We start from the raw sequence: 20,855 nt of genomic DNA on the forward strand, positions 1-20,855 counted from the left end.
ATTTTGAAATATTAGAAAAACCCACAAAAATAAAATCCCCCTGAAGCCAATGGCTCCAAGGGGTTTCTCTATTAATACTGAGACATATACTGATCGCGTTCCCATGGGTGAACTTGGGTGCGGAACATATCCCATTCGATTTCTTTTGCTTCGATGAAGTGCTCGAATAAGTGCTCGCCTAGTGCATTCACCATGACTTCGTTTGATTTTAAATGCTCAAGAGCTTCTGCAAGTGTTGCAGGGAGATCGGCGATGCCGTTTTCAAGGCGCTCTTCTTTGTCCATGACATAGATGTTTCTGTCGATGGGAGCAGGTGCAGCTAGTTTGTTTTTGATTCCGTCTAGACCTGCTGCAAGTAATACGCTTAGTGCAAGGTAAGGGTTTGCAGATGGGTCAACGCTTCGCACTTCCACACGTGTGCTGATGCCGCGTGATGCAGGAATACGGATAAGCGGGCTGCGGTTTTGTGCACTCCATGCTACATAGCAAGGCGCTTCATAGCCTGGAACAAGACGCTTATAAGAGTTGACTGTAGGGTTTGTGACCGCTGTAAAGCTTGTTGCATGCTTCACGATACCAGCGATAAAGTGTCTAGCGGTCTCGCTTAATTGTAAATCTGCTTTTTCATCATAGAATGCATTTTTCCCATCTTTGAATAATGATAGGTTACAGTGCATACCAGAACCGTTTACACCAAACAATGGTTTTGGCATAAATGTCGCATGTAGACCGTGCTTTCTTGCAATCGTTTTGACAACGAGTTTAAAGGTTTGAATGTCATCACAAGAGCGGATAGCGCCTGCATATTTGAAATCAATTTCATGTTGCCCAGGTGCTACTTCATGGTGAGATGCTTCAATTTCAAAGCCCATCTCTTCAAGTTCAAGTACGATATCACGGCGACAGTTTTCGCCTAGATCTGTTGGTGCAAGGTCAAAGTATCCGCCTTTATCGTTTAATTCAAGGGTCGGTTCACCTTTTTCATCAAGTTTAAATAAGAAGAATTCTGGCTCGGGTCCAAGGTTGAAATCGCTAAATCCTAGCTCTTCCATTTCTTTCAAGATACGCTTTAAGTTGTTGCGCGGGTCACCATCAAACGGTGTACCATCTGGTTTATAAATGTCACAAATAAAGCGTGCAACTTTACCTTTTTCTGCTGTCCAAGGGAAAATAACAAATGTATTAAGATCTGGATATAGGTACATATCTGATTCTTCAATACGTACGAATCCTTCAATAGATGAACCATCAAACATACATTTGTTATCGAGAGCTTTCTCAAGCTGGCTCACAGGAATCTCAACATTTTTAATCGTTCCGAGAATGTCTGTAAATTGCAGACGGATGTACTTTACGTTTTCCTCATTTACTAATTTTATGATATCTTCTCTTGTGTATTTTGCCATTTCGTAAAACTCCTCCCCTACAAAAGGTAAAATGTTTATAGCAATGCTTTTGCTAATCAGTTAACGGAAGAACCTTGACATATCCCCTTGCCTAAAGGTCGTTCCTTGTTGGAAACGTCCAGCCTGAATGAGTTCCTTTTTCAGTAGCTTCCTGAGTTCATCATCTGTCAAGTTGTGCTTTGCTGGGGTTTTCTCCTTTGTCTGTATTTCAGACGTTGGATTTTCTGCCTCAGCTTTGGCAAACAGTTTCTTAATTCCTGCCATGTTTACACCTTGTTCGATGAGGTTTTTAATCTCTAGTAATTTATCAACATCATGAAAAGAAAATAATCGGCGATTCCCGTCACTTCTTGCTGGAAATACTAAACCATTTTCCTCATAATAGCGAATTTGTCTTGCAGACAATTCTGTTAGCTGCATGACAATCCCAATTGGGAATAAAGGCATTGAGCGGCGAATGTTATCACTCATCTCAACTGTCTCCTCCTCTTTGCTTAAATTCATTATATGTCATGTTATATTATGTGTCAACAATATGTTAGGAATATTAACATGTAATGTTTATTTAGATGTCACTTCAATCAAACCTTGATTCATTAAAGAATCTACTGCGCTGCAAATGGCATTTTTCACATGGGCATATGTGAGTCCGCCTTGAACATATGCCGTATAAGGCGGTCTGATCGGTCCATCAGCTGATAATTCGATACTCGCTCCTTGCACAAAAGTACCAGCTGCCATAATGACATCATCTTCATAGCCCGGCATATAGCTTGCGTGCGGCGTCACATGACTGTTGACAGGGGAAGCATATTGAATCGCTTGGCAAAAAGCAATCATTTTTTTAGGATCTCCAAATTCAACGGATTGAATTAAGTCGGTTCTTTTGGCATTCCACGCTGGATTTGTTTGAAATCCAAGCTTTTCAAGAAAACGAGCTGTAAAAACTGCACCCTTTAAACTTTGCGCAACGACATGAGGCGCTAAGAAGAATCCTTGGTACATTTCTTGAAGCGCATACAGCGATGCACCCGCTTCACTGCCGATGCCTGGTGATGTCATGCGATATGAGCACGCTTCTACCCATCTTTCTTTCCCAACAATGTAGCCGCCTGTTTTGGCAAGACCGCCTCCTGGATTTTTAATAAGAGAACCAGCCATTAAATCTGCACCAACATGACAAGGCTCTTGTAATTCAGTGAATTCACCGTAACAGTTGTCTACAAAGACAATGATCTCTTCATTAATTGACTTCACGAATGTAATCATTTGCTCGATTTCTTCTATAGTAAAGGACGGTCTTGAAGCATAGCCTTTGGAGCGTTGGATACCAATCACTTTTGTTTTAGAAGAGATGGTCTCTTTGACTTTTTCAAAATCGACTGACCCATCTTGAAGTAAATTAACGACCTTGTAATCAATATGAAAGTCTTTTAATGAGCCTGTCCCTTCTTTTCCGCGGATACCCACTATTTCTTCTAGGGTATCGTATGGCTTTCCTGTGATATAAATCAATTCATCGCCGGGTCTTAATACACCAAACAACGCTATGGAAATTGCGTGTGTGCCTGAAATAATTTGCGGACGCACAAGACCGCTTTCTCCCCCAAATACATCGGCATAAATGTTTTCTAACGTGTTTCTTCCCATATCATCATAGCCATATCCAGTCGTCGGATGAAAGTGTGAATCACTAACTTTATGCTTTCGGTAACTTTCGAGTACACGCCACTCGTTTTGTTCACTAATTTGATCAATTTGCTGATGTATGCGTAAAATCTCTTGTTCTGTTTCTGCTGCTACTTTTTCTAACATTTTGCCATGTTTTAATGTGTGAAACATTGTTATTCTATTCCTTTCCTACAACATATACTTCTTAATGTGACCTAATATCGTCTGGTCTTCACCGATAAACCCGGTGACCTCGTAAAGTTCGGCTTCTTTTTGAAACTCTAGCGATTCCACAAGTGTTGCTGATTTTAATGCTGATATCAGCTTTCCTTCATATGCCGGAATGTTCACATGGTAAGGCATTAAAAAGTCTTTTTTCAGCTCTGCCATAATTGTAGCCTTTAACCGCTTGATGTCTTCATCATCTCTAGCGCTTATCAAAATATGCCGCTGCTTTGAAGAAGGGATGAAATCCGGACTGATTTGATCTTCTTTATTATAGACGGTCAGCATAGGAATACGGTCTGCTTCTAATTCCTCTAAAAGCTCATGAACCGTCCGTTCGTGTCCTTCGTAATCCTCATTAGAAGAATCGATCACATGAAGCAAATAGTCTGCTTCCTTCACTTCCTCAAGTGTGGAGCGAAATGCCGCAATAAGTGTCGTTGGAAGGTCTTGAATAAAACCAACTGTATCTGAAATAAGAACACTGTACCCAGATTCTAGTGTCATTTTACGTGTCATTGGATCAAGCGTTGCAAAAAGCAAATCTTCTTCATGACTATCTGCATCTGTTAACTGGTTAAACAAAGTGGATTTACCGGCATTCGTATAACCAACAATGGCAATTTGAAAAACACCATTTTTCTTGCGTCTTTCACGATATCTTGTTCGGTGTTCTTTTACTGCAGACAGCCCTGCGTGAATTTCATGAATTCGGCTACGAATATGGCGTCTGTCTGTTTCAAGCTTTGTCTCACCAGGACCTCTTGCACCAATACCGCCTCCTTGTCTTGAAAGGCTGATTCCTTGTCCGCTTAGTCGTGGTAAGGCATATTGAAGCTGAGCAAGCTCAATTTGTAGCTTCCCCTCTCTTGTACGGGCTCTTTTGGCGAAGATATCTAAAATCAATTGTGTCCGGTCAATAATCTTTACGTCTAAAGCAGTCGCCAAAGCTTTTAACTGGCTTGGAGAAAGCTCATCATTAAATATAATGACATCACATGCTAATTCTGCGCAAAGAACTTCAAGCTCTTCTACTTTCCCTTTTCCAATGTATGTTGCACTGTCTTGTCTATTTCTTTTCTGCGTTATGAAGCTAACGGCTTCTCCGCCCGCTGTTTTTGTTAAGGAAGCTAATTCTTCCATCGAGTATTGAAAGCGTTCATCTGTTACATGCGGCAATTGACAGCCGACAAGTATCGCCTTTTCTTTGTTTTCTTGTTCATTCAACGTAAATTGTTTCCTTTCTGTACTTAAGTTTTCAGTAGTACCATCATACCAAACCGCAACCACGCATACCACTTATTCGGAAGGTTTATTTTACAATGTCTGCTTAAGAAAAGGATACGCCATATTGTTAAGGCGTATCCTCTTTCATTTGAAGATCTTGGCTTTTAATGGTGAGTAAGTCTTTTTTATCATAATGATCTACAAGTAAAAGCCTCATTGCTTGTGCACGAATCGCTTTTTCTATCGTATTCCGTACAAAACGACCATTACTGAATTTTGCAGGGCTCGTTGTACTTTTGATTTGCATTAAATAATCTCTTAATTTCCATTCTGCTTCTTGTGTAAACTGATACTCACGGTCTGCCATCATTCGTTTGGCAATATCCATTAATTGATCAACTGTATAATCAGGAAAATTGATGTTGATCGGAAATCTAGATTGAAGTCCTGGGTTTAATGATAAGAAATGATCCATTTCTTTAGAATAGCCCGCCAAGATCAAAATGAATTCATGTTGTTTATCTTCCATATGTTTGACCAGTGTGTCAATGGCTTCTTTTCCAAAATCCTTCTCTCCTCCGCGCGCAAGAGAGTAAGCTTCGTCAATGAATAAAATACCGCCAAGTGACTTTTTAATTAAATCCCTTGTTTTCTGCGCTGTATGCCCAATGTACTCTCCGACAAGATCACCACGTTCTGCTTCTATTAAATGACCTTTTGATAAAACATTCATCTCAAAGAAAAGCTTTCCGACGAGTCGGGCTACAGTCGTTTTCCCTGTACCTGGGTTGCCTTTAAACATCATATGAAGCGTCTGTTTCCCCACTTTCAGTCCTTGTTCCTGCCTTTTTTGGTTCACAAAAATCCAAGCATAAATTTCTTTTATATTGCGTTTCATTTCATCCATTCCCACAAGACTATTCATTTCACGCTCTATCTCTCTTAAGATGCTGTGTTTGGCCTCATTTTTCTGTAAGGCTTCCAGGTATTCTGCCTCTGAATCTGCATCAATCAATACTTGCTTCTGTCCATTAAGTATAATATTGATTTGGCCGTTGTTTTTATATGTGACAGCTCGCTCCAATGTATTCACCTCTCGCTCTTCTCTCTTTATTCTATTCTGGTGGAGCTGTAATCGTGACAATCGCCCGCTTTTTCCCTATGACATGCATCTTACTTTGTTGTCAAATTGACCCGAGACAACGGATTTTGTAGGGAATTCTGCGGTTTCCCAGGAAATGATCTGATGTCTTTATTGTATTCATCCATTTTGTGCGGACAAACCAACAATTTACTTTTTCTTAGAAAAAATGTAGCTTTTTGATCACAAATTGTGCAGAAAAGAGTGTCAATGAATTCCGCATTTTGTACAAGCAATTTTTCTATTTTCTCATAAAATAAAGACGAGGTGATGAATAGATGGTAAAAATTTTTATTGATCCGGGCCACGGAGGAACAGATTCTGGAGCTGTTGCTAATGGACTTTTTGAGAAAAATTTGACACTTCAAATTGCGCTTTTTCTGAGAGATATCCTGATTAGTGAATATGATGGGATTTCCGTCCGCTTAAGTCGTTCAACTGACCAAACCGTCACTTTATCCGAGCGAACGAATGCTGCAAATAGCTGGAAAGCTGATTATTTCGTATCGATCCATATCAATGCTGGCGGCGGCACAGGTTTTGAAAGCTACGTGTACCCTGGCGTTTCTGCGCCGACAACCACGTATCGCAATGCTCTTCATGATGAAATTGCCCGCTCGGTTGATCTCACCGACCGAGGCAAGAAAAATGCGAATTTCCACGTCCTTCGTGAAACTTCTATGTCCGCTATCTTAACAGAGAACGGTTTTATTGATACGACGTCTGATGCAAATAAGCTCCGTAACGCTTCCTTCCTTCAAAGTATCGCTCGCGCACATGCTTCCGGATTAGAAAAGGCGTTTCAATTGAAAAAAAAAGCAACTAAACTTTATAAAGTGCAAGTTGGTGCCTTCAAAGTCAAAGCCAATGCAGATGAACTAGCAAACTCGCTTACATCAAAAGGATTTGATGCATTTGTGTTGTTAGAAGGCGGCTTATTCAGAGTTCAAGCCGGCGCTTTCCGTTCAAAACAAAACGCGGATGAACTCGCTGCAAAAATCAAGCAAGCTGGTCATGACGCATTTGTTTTCCAATAATTGTTATATTAAACAAACCGGCTCTATCAGAAAGGAGAGCCGGTTTGTTAATTAGTGGATTTACGCTAAAATGTTCACGACAAATTGAGACCAAGTTTCAAGACGATCGAAGTATTCTGGCTTTTTCAATTCAGATACTTTCATCCATTTTCCTGAGATTTGATCTGTTTCTCTTACTTCAACGTGAGCACCAGGTGCTAATTCAAGTGCGGATAAAAGCCCAATGTGCACACGACCAACACTGTTGTCGTCATCATTGATTAACCCAAGAGTTCGCATCTCGAGTTTGTCTTCCTCTTGAATGGAAAGTTCCTCATCGAGTTCACGATCCGTATTTTTCTTTAGGATCTCAGCAAAGTTTTTGCCTTCGATAAAGTTCATATGACCTCCAAAACCAAGAGATAACTTATGATGTAATCTTGTTTCTCCGCCGCCTTGAAGTCTTTCATATACATATACTTCATCTTCACGCTTAATCACGACATAAGGGATTGGCTGCTTGAAGTCTGGATTTTCTTCCGCATCGCCTCTTCGCATCTGTTCAAAGTGTTCTTCGATTTCTTTCATAATGGTTTTGATCGTTTGCTCTTCACTATTTACACCATTAAATGTCAGTGTTTCATTTTGAAATACACATTTGCGCGGTGCAACTAAAATGATTTCATCCATTTTTCCCATGTTGGGTAACCTCCAGTATGTAACAAGTTGTAAGAAATGGGAAAAAGCCAAAACGAGTCATGCGTTTTGACTTTTTCGTTTAGCTTATGATTCATCTCCAAAGAAGAAATCCTCATCTTTTAACGGCTCAACTGTTGCTTTTTTATAGCCGTTCCCTTTCATAGAAAAGAAGTCATGTGATTTTGTTTTTGTATTGAGTCCGTTCAATACGATTGGATTAATCTCTTCTTCTTCAAAGTAAGGGGCAAATCCAAGATTCATTAATGCTTTATTGGCATTGTAACGAATGAACTTTTTCACGTCATGAGATAAATTGACTTGGTCATAAATATCTTCTGTGTAATGAAGTTCATTTTCATAAAGCTCTTTTAGCAACTCAATGGAGAAATCATAAAGCTCTTTTTGTACGTCCGGTGTTTGTTTGTTGTAAATTTCTTGCGCTAATAATCCAACGTACACCCCGTGAATCGCTTCATCACGCAAAATCAAGTTAATGATTTCACCACTTTGCATCAGCTTTCCTTGTCCATAAAAATAAAGCGGGTAATAGAAGCCACTATAAAACAGAAAGCTCTCTAAATAAACAGAAGCAACCATTGCTTTAAATAAAGAAAGAGGGTCGTCCTTTTGAATTGAACGGTAAAGCCCAACAATTCTATCTGCTTTATTTTGCAAGTATTTATTTGTCTTGACCCATTCAAATACTTCAGTAATCGTTTCTGTCGGAGCAAGCGTCATAAAGATATTTGAGTATGATTTCGCATGAACCGCATTCTCCATCATCGCCATAAAGTTCAAAACCGCTTTACGCTGATGGCCGTTCACATGTTCTGCCACAATCGGCATACCTGTATTTCCTTGTTCTGTATCAAGTAAAGTCAGTCCAGCAAGTACCTTCATGTACGTATCTCGCTCTTCTTCACTTAAATATTTCCATGTCAAGAGATCACCGTTTAACGAGATCTCTTCTGGAAGCCAGAACTGCTTTACGTTTTGATTGTAAAACATTTGTGTAAAATCATCTTCGTGTATTGACCAGTTGGCTGCATCATAAATTTTTGTCACTTTAAACTCTCCTTTAATCAAACAACACAAGAAAGACAGCCTTCCTGCCCTGTATCCTTCGTTCTTGCATAATAAAGCGTTTTAATGCCTTTATGGTGCGCATAAAGATCAATGCGGTTTAAATCTCGCGTTGTCATCGTGTCTTTTAAGAATAGAGTGAAACTAATTCCTTGATCGACGTGCTGCTGAATGGTTGCGATCATATCCACCACTTTAAACATGTCCATATCATATGCTTCTTTATAGAAGAACCAGTTTTGCGCTGAAAGTCCTGGCATTGGGTAGTATGTTTTGCTGTTTCCGTATGTTCTTTCTTCAATACGTTCCATAATTGGCATGACAGACGCTGTTGCTGATTGAACGTATGAAATTGAACCTGTTGGCGCAATACATAATCTATAGCTATGGTACATCCCATTCTCTGCTACAAACTCTTTCAAAGCAACCCAATCTTCTTTTGTCGGAATGTGCATTCCTTCAAATAGTGCTGCTGCTTTTTCTGTTTTTGGTGTGAAATCATTTTGTACGTATTTATTGAAGTACTCGCCAGTCGCATAGCTAGAGCCTTCATAACGGTAGAACGTTTCCCCTTTTTCTTTTGCCAGCTCACTTGAGCGCTTAATAGAATAATAGTTTACCATCATAAAGAACGTATTCGCAAAATCTCTTGCTTCTTCACTTTCGTATGCAATTTGGTTTTGAGCTAAGTAGCCATGCAGGTTCATAGCACCTAGTCCGATTGATTTCATCGCTTTGTTGGCTTTTCTGACTGCCGGCGCATTGCGAATATCCGTTGTTTCAGAGACAAGCGTTAATGAGTCGGTTGCAAGTTTGACTGTTTTTTCAATAGACTTGTTTTTCATGACATTCATGATATTTAATGAGCCAAGGTTGCAAGAAATATCAAGACCGATTTCATCTTCTTGATCGTAGTCAGTGTAAGAAGACACCTCTGAAGCCTGAAGCACTTCTGAACAAAGGTTTGAGAATTTCACACGTGAGATATGGTTCAGTGCATGTTCTCTATTGACATTGTCTTGGAACATGATATATGGATAGCCTGATTCCGAGCGTAGTACAGCTAATTTTTCAAGAAGCTTTCTCGGATTGACTTTTTCCTTTTTGACTTTCGGATTATCGACAAGTTCATCGTACATCTCTTCCATGTCCATCTCATCCAGATGCTGTCCGTATGCTTTATAAACTGTATGTGGATAGAATGTGTAAGCTGTTTTATCTTCTCTTGCCAGCTCTATAAATTTATCTGGGATCACAACACCGATTGAAAGTGTTTTAACACGAACATCTTCATCAGCAGAGATTTTCTTTGTGTCTAAGAAATCGTTGATATCTCTGTGGAAAATATTGAGGTAAGCACTACCTGATCCTTGTCTTTGTCCCATTTGATCAGCATACCTGAATGCATTATCGAGAAGCTTCATCACACCTACGACACCTTTTGTCGCATTTTCTACATCTTTGATCGCTTCACCTTTAGCACGAAGCTTTGAAAGGTTGAGACTCACACCGCCACCTAGTTTTGAAAGCTGCATGGAGATATCAATCGCTCTTGAAATATCATTTAATGAGTCATTCACTTCGAGTAAGAAACAGCTCACCAGCTCACCACGTCTTTTACGACCGGCATTTAAAAATGTCGGTGTACTCGGCTGGTATTCTTGATTGATCATCAATTCCACAAACTCAAGTGCTTTCTCTTTGTCGCCGCCTGCGAAGAAAAGAGCCACAATTGAAATGCGGTCTTCATAGCGCTCAAGAATTTTCTTTTTATCGTTTGTTTTGAGTGCATAATCATTGTAAAACTTAAACGCACTCATAAATGATGGGAATCTAAATTTCTTGGCATAGGCAGCATCAAATACTTCTTTAATATCATCCATGCTGTATTGTCTTAAAAATTCTTCTTCATAGTAGTCGTTTTCTATTAAGTAATGAATCTTTTCTTCCAAATTGTGAAAGAAGACCGTATTTTGATTAATATAATCTACGAAATAACTATGTACAGCTTCTTTGTCCTTATCGAACTGAAACTTTCCTTCCTTTTGAATCATAATCTCATTATTTAATTGAATCCACTTCGGAACCTGATTTTGTGACAATTCTTTCTACCTCCTGTGTAAACAATTCAACATCCCTTTTTGTTCCGCTTAATTCAAAGGTGTGCAAAATAGGAACTTGATATTGTTTAGAAATCGTATCGGCGCTTTTGGCAAAATTATCTCCCCACACTTTGTTTCCACTCACTGCTACACCTAGTAAAAGGTGAGCATTTTTTTCTAAAAAAGACTGAGTGGTACTAGGGACTTGTCCAAATCCTGTCGTAAATGTGACGAGGATAAACGGCGAATCCAAAAACTCTTCTCCAGTCAATTTTCGTTTGTCTGTAAAAGGGGTCTTGTCCAAAAAGCGTTGAACATTTCCTGTTTTTGAATCAAATACGATTTGAATCAATTCCATCACGACCTAGTTTTTAGTATTGTTGATCATTTCGCTATTCACTATATATAGTATACTATGTTTTTTCAAAACACAATATATAGTTATGCTAAACGAAAAAAATCAACCAACCCGGCCGAACATTCATAGCCGAACTCGTACGTTCAAATAAATAGAGCAGAGCAGCATCCAAAAAAGAACTGCCCTACTCCTTATTCAACTTAAACCGAAATCTATCATAACATGAAAAAAATTCGCTTAGTAGACTAGACTTTTTATTTTATTTTTTGTAGGCATTGCACTGTAAATCTTCTGACACTTCTGTGATTTCAGCTTCAACACCTAATTCTTTTAGTACAGCTTCAAGCGCAGTGACGATAGATGCTTCTCTCACTAATTCTTTCCCATTTACAGAAACACTCGTTCCATATTCAAAACAGGAGTCATCTTCACAAGTTTGTTCCCAGTGATTGATTTTAATGTTGGGCTTCATCAACTCATCCTTTTCTGTCTAGATGTCTTATACATGTTTATAGTGTAGCGACTTCGCATTCGTTTGTAAATTTACATGCCTACTCCTCATCAAGTCCATCATCATATTCTTCGTCCAACTCATCTATATATTTCGTTGTAACAAGGGAAAGTGTGCCTTCTTTTTCATCAAACCGATACACCATTACATCATCGTCGTCATCGTGAGATCGTTTTGCCAATTTTCTTGTCTCAATTCTATGTTCGAGATGGCGCACGAACCAAATCATACAACGATGCCGATCAAAAGGAGTAACACTCTAATCCTTCTTAATTCAAGCTCTGCATTTTCCGTTAAAATGGACAGAAAAGTTTCGCGGCATGCAAAATAGCCCCACTGATCTGACAAAAAACGTAGCGAGTCTCAGCCGGTTTATTGGCAGATGCACGGGGCTATTGAATACTCAATAACCTTATTCTAGTTCTAGATTTACATTTTTCTGAGGTGCAAATGTAGAAATGGCATGTTTATAGATAAGCTGCTGCTTTCCTTCTGTCTCAAGCAACACCGTGAAATTGTCAAATCCTTTCACTTGGCCTCGAAGCTGAAAGCCATTTAATAAAAATACAGTGACAAATGTATTGTCTTTGCGGATCTGATTCAAAAATTGGTCCTGAATATTAATCGGTTTCATGTTTCGTCCTCCTTGATTCTGATAACTACAGTTTCGCTTTAAGTCCAAGCTTTCCTGCTATATATGCGAAAATTTCATCTTTTTTGTCAGAAAAGTGGCAAGGGGGTGTCATATCAAACCAAATGACATCCATTTTATTACGAAACCACGTGAACTGACGCTTCGCATATCTTCGGGAATTTTGCTTTAATTGGTCAATGGCTTCATCAAGTGAGCAGTCGCCTTTAAAATAGGCGTACAATTCTTTATAGCCAATCGCTTGAACGGACTGACAATCCTTCAATCCTGATTGATATAGCGCTCTCACTTCGTCGATTAAACCATTATCTAACATCATATCAATTCTTTGATGAATGCGCTCGTATAAAAGCGTTCGCTCCATCGTCAATCCTATAATTGCTGTTTCATAAAGCGGGATTTCTTGATGTCCGTTTTGCATGTCAGACATTTTCTTGCCTGTTGTATGTATGACTTCTAGCGCACGAATGACGCGGCGCACGTTATTCGGGTGAATCATTTGTGCCGCATCAGGGTCAACTGCCTTTAATTTCTCATGCAGTTGCAAAGGACCATATTGCTTCTCAAAAAGGGTCATTTCCTTTTTAAAAGCCGGGTCACTTTTTTCATCAGTAAATGTGTAATCATATAAAACCGATTGTATATACAGTCCCGTGCCGCCAACAATCATTGGAATTTTGCCTCTACCTGCAATCTCTTTGATTTTCAACCGGACTAGCTGCTGAAATTCAGCTACTGAAAATGATTCCTCCGGCTGTTTCATATCAATCAGATGGTGCGGCACTCCTTCCATTTCTTCTGGGGTGATCTTTGCTGTACCAATATCCATTCCTTTATAAATCTGCATAGAATCTCCGCTAATGATTTCACCATTAAATGCTTTTGCTATATCAATGCTCAGCTTTGTTTTGCCAACAGCCGTCGGACCTACTAACACAATCACTGGTTGTTTCGCTTTTTTCACATGACATCACTCTCTTTTACAAACTGCCTACAGTATAGCATAACTTCTCCTATATGCTCCATTGATCACCAGCCGAGTGGTTCATTTCCCACCACTTCGTATGTCTTCCCTTTCAAACGATGTTTATGCGTTGGCCGTTCTTCTGAACTATAGACGACACCTCCGTATGGAATGGGAACAGGATCTGTATAGGCAGAATATGTGACTTCCTCAATTTCGTGATAATGTGTACCATCGACTCTTGGTATAGCAGGTCCTGTAATGCCATAGTATCTGTGAAAATGACCCCTTTCAAATGAGGTGACCCCTCTATAGAAATGGGTATGCTGATCAGTGCTGCTTCCATTAACAGGCTGAGAAAAGCCTTTTATTAAATGATAATGTTCTTCAGTAACGTCCGTACGTGCTATATATATATGAGCGTGCGGCGGACATTTTGCCCAATCAGACGGATACAGGCCCATTTTCCACATTCCTCCTTATGATAGGCGTTCACCCAAACACATTTAGGCAAAAAGAATACACTGATCTCAGTTACAGTGATTTTATGTGAAAGGAGCCTTTTTTTATGAATCATTTTGATCCGCATTTGATCCAAGAAGATGTTAGAAGACCTTTTGGCTTTGGATTTGGACGCCCTGGTTTTGGAAGACCCGGCTTTGGATTTGGGGGACCTGGTTTTGGATTTGGACGCCCTGGATTTTTCGGTTCTCCGTTTTTAGGTGGTTTTACTGGCGGCCTGCTTGCTGGGTCACTTCTTACTCCAGGATTCGGCTATGGATACCCATATCCACCACCATACCCACCATATCCTTATTATTAAATATGACTTTTCAGTGACAACATCAAAATATAAAATCAATCGAATGTCACAAATTTTTTATGGGTGAACATTTACTTTACCGACTGTTCAGTAAAGTAGGTGTTTTTTTATATCCAAAACAAAAAAGAACAGATTTTTAAGGACACTCTTCATATGCCGAGTGATTGTATGAAGCGGGGCAAAGAAAAACTAGCTAGAAAAAAAGAATGAAGCGATCAAACCGATTGAACCTTATAAAAAAAGTCATTTTCTCTTCTTTATGGAGAAAATGACTTTTTGATTTTAGCGACCTATTTGAATGGTTTCTTCTAAGAGTATGTCCACATTCCCTTTCACAGCCCTTGAGATCATGCATGAGCTTTCGGCTTTATGCGCAAGCTTGCGAGCCAGTTCAATATCATGAGTTGAAGCCGTTTTTTTGAGAATCATGACAGGTCTATGGATAATCTTTTCATATGTAAAAACACCATTTGTCACATCCACTATAGCCTCAGAGCTCATGGATAAATCCTCTTTATCTAAATGGCTTCTCTCCATCATGGCCGCAAGTGTAATGATATAACATGCTGCCGCTGCACCTAAAAGCATCTCATCTGGATTTGTTCCAATACCTGGTCCGTCCATCTCTTTTGGAATCGAGATTTTTGTTTTTAATTGTTCACATGCAATTGTGCCAACATCGTTACGCATACCAGGCCAGCTTGCCTGAAGATGAAAATGATGACGTGCCATATCCGTCTCTCCTTTTGTTATCACTTTTTATAGTGTAACAAGAAAACATCTTGCTTGTCTTATGATGTGCACAGTCCTTATGTATATTCTTCATCCAGCACCGTTCTAATTGCTTTGACATAACGGTAAAATGTTTCATTTTTTGTATTTGACCGCCTTCGATAATCGAAACTGTCAAATAAAGCTTCACGTTGACTTCTACTAATCTCAAGTTGCACACTCTGCCCTGTTTTCGTAAGATTATTAATATTATGATTGCTCGTTCCGCTTAGAGTCGTGTGTGCAACAGCAAGTTCAGCAGAAAAACCGTTTCGCTCTAATGAGTTCACAATTTTCTCAGCTCGGTCGTAATCAGTCCCGCCGACAAGTGTATGATCTATTCCTTCCTCACCTTTATATCCATGCACTGCTAACACATAATCATGTGCTTTTGCCTGCGCAACCCCAGTCGGTTCATCAAAGTTTGTACTTGTAATATGAAGTTCTGAAGCATTTTCTCTTAATCCTTCAAATAAATACGTAGAGAATTCGTTATCAAAAAAATGGACGATCTCACTGACCCCGCCTTCAATTCTCCCGCCATGGGGTGACATCACAAGAAGACGGCTATTAGGGGCTGGGTTGGATGTAATTTGATAACTGTCACTTGTTTCGTTTTCTTCAAGTTCTTTAAAATTGCGATAAATATCAGTTGATCCGCTTTCGTCTTCTCCACCTAATGACAATGGCTCATCATGTTCCTTTGCTTGCATGGTATAATAGACGCCCCAAACAATCGCAAGCAGGAGAAGCAAAGCAAAAAACTTCTTCATTTCCGTTCTCCTTTAACAGATTTCTAAGCCGTTTCTATAATTTATTGAATCATCATGTTTTTTCATTTTTTCCACATTTTCTCTCCGAATTTGATCATAACACTCTAGATCGTGAGATTCCTCAAAAATAAGATAATTGCATTTATATACACAGAAACGCCTCCGCTGTTTGAAAACAGAGTTAGAATAGTATGACAAACAAATGAAGTTTTGTTTAAAATGACCTAGTCATATCCAGTCTGTTTTCTTTAATTCAGCATTTTTCATCATGTTTTCAATTTTTTTTGCCTGTGTCGAATAAGGTTTGTATGAGCATTGACCCTGTCATGATCCCCCTTTTTTCTTCATCCATTTTTTAGTTCTCTAAGAAGAACTCTCCTACCTATCATCGGCTAATTCTCCATTTTTTCCACCTTTTTCAATTATTCCACGATATGTAAGCGTTTTATTTAAACAATGAGACAGCCGCCAACTTACGGGCCTAATAGCCAAACGATTGCAAGCCCAGCAGGCCGTTAAGAAATCAGCACTGTGAAGCCTAAGGTCCAACCGTTTATGGTGTAACGAAACCGGACTTCCTTGCATAAGGGTTAATATCGCGCTCTAAGATTATCGAGTTCATTTCTTACTAAATTGGATAAGTCCAGCTTCGTGAGAGATGATGATACGAATTTGTCCGGCATCTCTATGGCAAAACCAACTGTACTCGTATTGGTTCACTCGTGTTGGAGCATTCACTAGATTGAACATAATGATGTCAAGACATGATTAATAGAGAATTACAAAACAAGTAGTCTAGAGAAGAGATCCGATGATTTCTGGGTCAGGTGATACTGACATAAAAAAGCGTTCTAAGAATAAATAAAAAAGCCCTTTACGTTTTTTCGTAAAGGGTCATTTTTCCTCTTTGTTTTATGTGTGAAGTCTTTCTTCTAATTGAGTAGTTGACAGGTTACGCTTCATTTTCATACATCTCATCTCCTTTTTGAATGTGCGTACGCGCTTCAATCACAATTTCAAAAAAAGTGGAAGACTCCTTGTACATGTCGCGTTCCTTATAATAATTTGCCGCATCAAGCGCTAATTCCTCTAAATCAGCGAACATTTTTTTCCTTTTTAAACCAAATAGGGCTGATATCAGTTTTTCACAGTTGTTTTTCTCCATATAGAGCGCCTGTAAAAATTGGAATTTCAACTGATAAATCTCATCTTCTAATAAAGACGCCTGTTTCATCCCTTCGGTTACTGCTTGAATCGCCTGCTCTATATCTCCAAGTTTAAAACGAGTGAGGGCAAGTGAGAACAGTGATTTCATCATCGTCGAGGCCTGATCTTTTTGATAAAGTGAAATGGCTTGTTCAAAAAAGACGGAAGCGGTATGGTAAGTTCCCATACTATAATGACAAGTTCCTAAGTTGTTGAGTGCCATTGCTTTAAAATAGGACATGCACTCTTGTATTTCCAATGCTTCACAGACCTTTAAAGCCTTTTCTAAATAAGGAAGCGCTTTTTGGTACTGACTTACATCAATCAAATTGCCAGCCATAACGAAATCACATTGAATACTTCTTTTCCCATAAAGCTGGTGCTTTTTATAAATGTCTCTCGCCTTTTTTGCATAATGCATAGAGAAATAGGTTTGTTTCATATGATAGTATACTTCAGCGATTTTATAGTAAAATTCTGCTTTTTCAATCTCATCTGTCACCAAAATGAGCTGATGTTCCGCATGCTTGTAGTATGAAATGGCCTCAATATATCGCCGCTGGATAAATGCATACATCCCATGGAAAAAATGAAAGTAATAGGCCAGTAAGCCTGTCATTTCATCTTCTGCATCTTCTATTTCTTTTGGAAAGGATACAGCGTGAAGCGGCTCACTTCCAGCATGGATTGGAGATAAGTGCTGAAGCATCATTTGATGGCGGAAATCCATTAATGAATAATAAAGTAATAAATCTTGATCTTCTTCCATATCACGGATCTCTTGCTCAACAAGGCGCTTCATTTCTTTAGCTTCTTTTACTTCAAATTTGCAAATATGAGTGTACCATTGATTGATCTTTACACCTACTTCGGAAGATGGTATTTTGTGTGCCATCCACTTCAGCCCCATTCTATCATCTCAAACTGATATCTATTATTTTACATAATTTATGATTTTAAGGCAAATTGACATGAATTACATATTTTATCTTCAGCTAGCATATTTCTATCCTTTTTACTAAGTTGAAATCGGGTTATTTTGCTCTTTTTTCTATGACGACGTATCAAATTCTCTGATTACTTCTTTTATTGCATAAATATAGCGCCTAAATGCTTTTTTCTTTCCCTTCCTTGTGTCAAAATTGTCAAAAAAGGCTTCTCTCTGCCCAGTACTAATTTCAAGTTGAACACTTTCACCACTTGCATTTTGATTATTAATGTTTTTCGGATCTGTTCCAGAAAGCCGCTCACCTTTTTGCACCACTTCTGCAGAAAAACCTCTATCTTGTAATTCACGCACCATAGCTTTGGCCATCTTTCGGTTCGTTCCCCCAACAAGCGTATGTCTCCTATCACTTTTATAACCGTGTATGGAAATAGAAAATGGATATGTTTTAATCATTTGCACCAAAATCGGTTCATCAAAATTTGTACTTGTAATATGCAAGTCGCGGTTGTTGTCCTTTTTCGTTCCTTCAAATAAGTAGGTAGAATAACTTTGATTAAATGCTTCTACAATTTCACTTGTTCCTGGTTCGATTTCACCGCCATGGGGTGAAAAAACGAGTAAATCGCTTCCGCCCTTTTCGTGAAATTCTATCTCATAACCATCTTTTTCATGTCGTATTAGCTGTTTAAAGCTCTCGTATTGATCACCTTTTTCTCGTTCTTTTTTATCCTCAATAGAATGACTACATTTCACTATCAAAAAAACACATACGATTAGAAATATGAATCCACTTATTAGTAGCCTTTTCATCTCACAGCTCCTTTACATTCTTAGGTGCATCTTTCCGCATCATTTTACTATCAAATGCTGAAGGTATTCAAAGATTGTTCTGCCCATTTAAATGAATCAGGAAAACTTTCCTGCTTTTTTATTTTGACTAGGTACTTAAGACTTTTTTTCATTTCCCCTTTTATGTATAATTCCCTTATTTCTGCTGTAAAAAACACTACAAAAATGGGCGAATTCCTCTTTCTTCATACAAAAAAACTGCAAACAAAGTGTTTATCACACGCCTGTTTGCAGCAATCTGTTCATATCAAATATTAGATTTTTAATCCATTCTCTAAAACCGTTAGTACTTCATCTTGCGATAACCCTTGTGCAAGTGATATTTCACTCACAAGAATCCCTCTTGCGTCATCAAGCATCTTTTTTTCACTGGAATTTAGTGCCTTCTTTTGGTTTCTTCTCATTAAATCTTTCACAACGTTTGCACCATCTTCAATCGCGCCTGTTTTTAGCTTTTTCATATTCTCATCATATCTCTGCTTCCAAGTTAGCGTGTCGTCGTTTGTTTCTTCATCAAAATTGTTCATCACAACCTTTAATGTTGCTTGATCTGCAATTGGTCGTATGCCCATTTGATTGATTCTGCCCCGAGGGATCATCATTTGCATATGAGGCATTTGAATCAGAAAATATTCCTCCGTCTTACCTAAAATTTCTTTTTCTTCCATTCCTTCAATCACACCAGCTCCATGCATTGGATAAACAATTTTATCACCTATTTGAAACAAATCCGCCACCTCCGAAAGTATTCACATGATGATTATAACACATTTCATCAAATGATAAAAATATTTATTTTATCATGTTATTTTAGAACCAGTCAATTCTTTTTATTTGAGATTTTAAAGAAAAAGCCTTTTTTGTAAAAGAACCGCATCATCCAGTCCTCTTTGACACTCTTTGCATAAACTAACATTGAGTCACATTTAGGAGGGATGACAATGTGCAACTGCAAGTGCAAACATTCCCACTCAGACTGCTATAAAAAACATGACAATGATAAGCATGTTGACCAGTGTAAAGAAAAGAAGTCATATCATAAAAAAGATGATTGGTTTGAGGGTGATTTTTGGGATACTTCAAGAAGCTACGATCCCCATTACTATCCTAAAAGTGTCTGTTGCAAATGTCAGAAGCGTCGTAAAAAGAAATATGGATTTTCATTTTAGTGTTTGACGCTTCCATTGCTTTATGCTTTTCCGGCTGAAAAGCCGGTTTTTTTCTTTCGTATGGATAGGCTCATGAACATTGCGATCAACATAGTATATGGCAAACTGAAAAAAAGGATGCGATACAAATGAACAACATGAATAGCCAGAATACTCATTACCATCAAGGAAATCCATATCACACATTTGAAAATGTGTATACAGCCAACCATGAGCATATGATCGCGCCAAATACGCATGGCCCAATGAATATTCCAAACCATTATCATACTGGAAAAAAAGATTCTGATGGAAGTCATTACTCAAGTCATCATGTAGCCTACTCTCCATTTGCCCATCAATATAATCCATATTCAGCCTTTCCAATGAATGATGATCATCATCTTCAAGGCTCATATGTTGGATACGGCATGCCTCCATATCATCCCTACGGTTATCATGATGGCGGCCATATGATGATGGCACCCAACTATCAAATGACAGGTCATGTGAACGGAATGAATCATCCTAATGCTTTCTTACCCCGATATTACTAAACAAATAGACAAAATAAGGGCAAAACATACCATTTAATCCCATATGTAGATATGGTAGAATTTAGGTAAATAATGGATGAATTCATTCATTATTTACCTGTCATCAAACAAGGGGGAAGGAAGAAATGAAAAAAACACTAATGATTCTTACGATGGGGCTGCTTACACTCATCATGGCTCTATCTGTACCGCTTGCTGCATCCGCTGAAGGAGTCAAAACGGAGGAAGGCAAAGCTTCGACCAATGCAAGACCAGCAGCACTATATGCAAAAATTACAGGAATAAGTAAGCAGGAATGGTCGTTTTCTGATATTGAGCTGACATACCGACCAAATTCTGTCCTAAGTATCGGTGCGGTTGAGTTCACATTGCCTACAGGCTTTCAAGCAACAACGAAAGATATCATCAACGGAAAAGCATTAAAAGACAGCCACATTTTAAACAGCGGAAAAACTGTCCGCATCCCAGCTAGATTCGATTTATTTGGAAGTTCACAATATACTTTACAGCTTTCACATAAAGTACTCCCTGCCGCAGGTACATATACGTTCCGCGCAGAAAACCGTACGATCAGCATCGGTTCCACATTTTATGCAGAGGATACGATTGATATTAATAAGCGACCCGTTGTGGTCACACCACCAACAAACCCTTGCGGATGCTAATTGAAATTAAAAAAGCGCTCCTTTGAACTTTGAGCGCTTTTTTATTATGGTAAGAGTCC

Annotated in this window: 23 protein-coding genes; 4 read left to right on the plus strand and 19 right to left on the minus strand. The window is 38.7% G+C overall.

Going from position 1 to position 20,855, the window contains the following annotated elements:
• Nucleotides 1-71: 71 nt before the first annotated feature.
• From glnA to spoVK, 5 genes are all read right to left on the minus strand, one after another.
• Complete coding sequence (gene glnA, locus ACIQCE_RS01095) at nt 72-1,406, minus strand: type I glutamate--ammonia ligase (protein ID WP_400493251.1); 1,335 nt, start codon at nt 1,404-1,406, stop codon at nt 72-74.
• 60 nt (nt 1,407-1,466) lie between these two features.
• Complete coding sequence (locus tag ACIQCE_RS01100) at nt 1,467-1,877, minus strand: MerR family transcriptional regulator (RefSeq protein ID WP_400493252.1); 411 nt, start codon at nt 1,875-1,877, stop codon at nt 1,467-1,469.
• Between the two features lie 90 nt (nt 1,878-1,967).
• Nucleotides 1,968-3,248, minus strand: a complete 1,281-nt coding sequence (locus tag ACIQCE_RS01105; protein WP_400493253.1) for a methionine gamma-lyase family protein — start codon at nt 3,246-3,248, stop codon at nt 1,968-1,970.
• 18 nt (nt 3,249-3,266) lie between these two features.
• Nucleotides 3,267-4,529, minus strand: a complete 1,263-nt coding sequence (hflX, locus tag ACIQCE_RS01110; protein WP_400493254.1) for a GTPase HflX — start codon at nt 4,527-4,529, stop codon at nt 3,267-3,269.
• Nucleotides 4,530-4,656: 127 nt separating this feature from the next.
• Entirely contained in the window at nt 4,657-5,613 is a 957-nt protein-coding gene (gene spoVK, locus ACIQCE_RS01115) for a stage V sporulation protein K (protein ID WP_353856547.1), read from the minus strand.
• Nucleotides 5,614-5,948: 335 nt separating this feature from the next.
• Here spoVK and ACIQCE_RS01120 point away from each other — a divergent pair, with 335 nt between their 5' ends.
• Nucleotides 5,949-6,707 (plus strand): N-acetylmuramoyl-L-alanine amidase, encoded by a 759-nt coding sequence (locus ACIQCE_RS01120; RefSeq protein WP_400493255.1) that lies wholly within the window; start codon nt 5,949-5,951, stop codon nt 6,705-6,707.
• A gap of 60 nt (nt 6,708-6,767) precedes the next feature.
• Here ACIQCE_RS01120 and ACIQCE_RS01125 read toward each other — a convergent pair whose 3' ends face one another.
• The 9 genes from ACIQCE_RS01125 to ACIQCE_RS01165 form a co-directional block, all read right to left on the minus strand.
• Entirely contained in the window at nt 6,768-7,385 is a 618-nt protein-coding gene (locus tag ACIQCE_RS01125) for a hypothetical protein (protein WP_400493256.1), read from the minus strand.
• 84 nt (nt 7,386-7,469) lie between these two features.
• A complete protein-coding gene (gene nrdF / locus ACIQCE_RS01130) occupies nt 7,470-8,450 on the minus strand; it encodes a class 1b ribonucleoside-diphosphate reductase subunit beta (RefSeq protein ID WP_400493257.1) in 981 nt (326 codons plus the stop codon).
• Nucleotides 8,451-8,467: 17 nt separating this feature from the next.
• The gene (gene nrdE, locus ACIQCE_RS01135) at nt 8,468-10,570 is read right to left on the minus strand and encodes a class 1b ribonucleoside-diphosphate reductase subunit alpha (protein ID WP_400493258.1); all 2,103 of its coding nucleotides are present in this window, start codon (nt 10,568-10,570) and stop codon (nt 8,468-8,470) included.
• On the minus strand, nt 10,530-10,922 hold the full coding sequence (gene nrdI / locus ACIQCE_RS01140) for a class Ib ribonucleoside-diphosphate reductase assembly flavoprotein NrdI (protein WP_353856548.1): 393 nt from the start codon (nt 10,920-10,922) through the stop codon (nt 10,530-10,532). The genes nrdE and nrdI overlap by 41 nt, the downstream gene beginning before the upstream one ends.
• 265 nt (nt 10,923-11,187) lie before the next feature.
• Nucleotides 11,188-11,400: a hypothetical protein gene (locus ACIQCE_RS01145; RefSeq protein ID WP_353855666.1), complete on the minus strand. Its 213-nt coding sequence runs from the start codon at nt 11,398-11,400 to the stop codon at nt 11,188-11,190.
• A 79-nt stretch (nt 11,401-11,479) separates the two neighbouring features.
• The gene (locus ACIQCE_RS01150; protein ID WP_400493259.1) at nt 11,480-11,620 is read right to left on the minus strand and encodes a hypothetical protein; all 141 of its coding nucleotides are present in this window, start codon (nt 11,618-11,620) and stop codon (nt 11,480-11,482) included.
• A 231-nt stretch (nt 11,621-11,851) separates the two neighbouring features.
• On the minus strand, nt 11,852-12,073 hold the full coding sequence (gene hfq / locus ACIQCE_RS01155; protein WP_003211269.1) for an RNA chaperone Hfq: 222 nt from the start codon (nt 12,071-12,073) through the stop codon (nt 11,852-11,854).
• Nucleotides 12,074-12,098: 25 nt separating this feature from the next.
• Entirely contained in the window at nt 12,099-13,055 is a 957-nt protein-coding gene (gene miaA / locus ACIQCE_RS01160) for a tRNA (adenosine(37)-N6)-dimethylallyltransferase MiaA (RefSeq protein ID WP_400493260.1), read from the minus strand.
• Nucleotides 13,056-13,120: 65 nt separating this feature from the next.
• Complete coding sequence (locus tag ACIQCE_RS01165; protein WP_400493261.1) at nt 13,121-13,519, minus strand: YmaF family protein; 399 nt, start codon at nt 13,517-13,519, stop codon at nt 13,121-13,123.
• A 104-nt stretch (nt 13,520-13,623) separates the two neighbouring features.
• Between ACIQCE_RS01165 and ACIQCE_RS01170 the strand changes: the two genes are divergently transcribed.
• Complete coding sequence (locus tag ACIQCE_RS01170) at nt 13,624-13,878, plus strand: spore coat protein (protein WP_400493262.1); 255 nt, start codon at nt 13,624-13,626, stop codon at nt 13,876-13,878.
• A 282-nt stretch (nt 13,879-14,160) separates the two neighbouring features.
• Here ACIQCE_RS01170 and ACIQCE_RS01175 read toward each other — a convergent pair whose 3' ends face one another.
• The 5 genes from ACIQCE_RS01175 to ACIQCE_RS01195 all read right to left on the minus strand — a co-directional run bounded on the left by ACIQCE_RS01175 (nt 14,161) and on the right by ACIQCE_RS01195 (nt 19,154).
• Nucleotides 14,161-14,610 carry an OsmC family protein gene (locus ACIQCE_RS01175; RefSeq protein ID WP_353855671.1) on the minus strand — a complete coding sequence of 150 codons (450 nt, stop codon included), beginning with the start codon at nt 14,608-14,610 and terminating at the stop codon, nt 14,161-14,163.
• A 77-nt stretch (nt 14,611-14,687) separates the two neighbouring features.
• A complete protein-coding gene (locus ACIQCE_RS01180; protein ID WP_400493263.1) occupies nt 14,688-15,422 on the minus strand; it encodes a poly-gamma-glutamate hydrolase family protein in 735 nt (244 codons plus the stop codon).
• Nucleotides 15,423-16,374: 952 nt separating this feature from the next.
• Complete coding sequence (locus tag ACIQCE_RS01185) at nt 16,375-17,523, minus strand: response regulator aspartate phosphatase (protein WP_400493264.1); 1,149 nt, start codon at nt 17,521-17,523, stop codon at nt 16,375-16,377.
• A 156-nt stretch (nt 17,524-17,679) separates the two neighbouring features.
• Nucleotides 17,680-18,387 carry a poly-gamma-glutamate hydrolase family protein gene (locus tag ACIQCE_RS01190; RefSeq protein WP_400493265.1) on the minus strand — a complete coding sequence of 236 codons (708 nt, stop codon included), beginning with the start codon at nt 18,385-18,387 and terminating at the stop codon, nt 17,680-17,682.
• 293 nt (nt 18,388-18,680) lie between these two features.
• The gene (locus ACIQCE_RS01195; RefSeq protein WP_353855675.1) at nt 18,681-19,154 is read right to left on the minus strand and encodes a CarD family transcriptional regulator; all 474 of its coding nucleotides are present in this window, start codon (nt 19,152-19,154) and stop codon (nt 18,681-18,683) included.
• Between the two features lie 569 nt (nt 19,155-19,723).
• Between ACIQCE_RS01195 and ACIQCE_RS01200 the strand changes: the two genes are divergently transcribed.
• Both ACIQCE_RS01200 and bslA read left to right on the plus strand, forming a co-directional pair.
• Nucleotides 19,724-20,131 carry a hypothetical protein gene (locus tag ACIQCE_RS01200; protein WP_400493266.1) on the plus strand — a complete coding sequence of 136 codons (408 nt, stop codon included), beginning with the start codon at nt 19,724-19,726 and terminating at the stop codon, nt 20,129-20,131.
• 125 nt (nt 20,132-20,256) lie between these two features.
• Nucleotides 20,257-20,796: a biofilm surface layer hydrophobin BslA gene (gene bslA, locus ACIQCE_RS01205; protein WP_400493267.1), complete on the plus strand. Its 540-nt coding sequence runs from the start codon at nt 20,257-20,259 to the stop codon at nt 20,794-20,796.
• Nucleotides 20,797-20,855 lie beyond the last annotated feature (59 nt).

It is taken from the genome of Bacillus sp. NPDC093026, from assembly GCF_044754665.1.
Lineage (GTDB): Bacteria > Bacillota > Bacilli > Bacillales > Bacillaceae > Bacillus > Bacillus maqinnsis.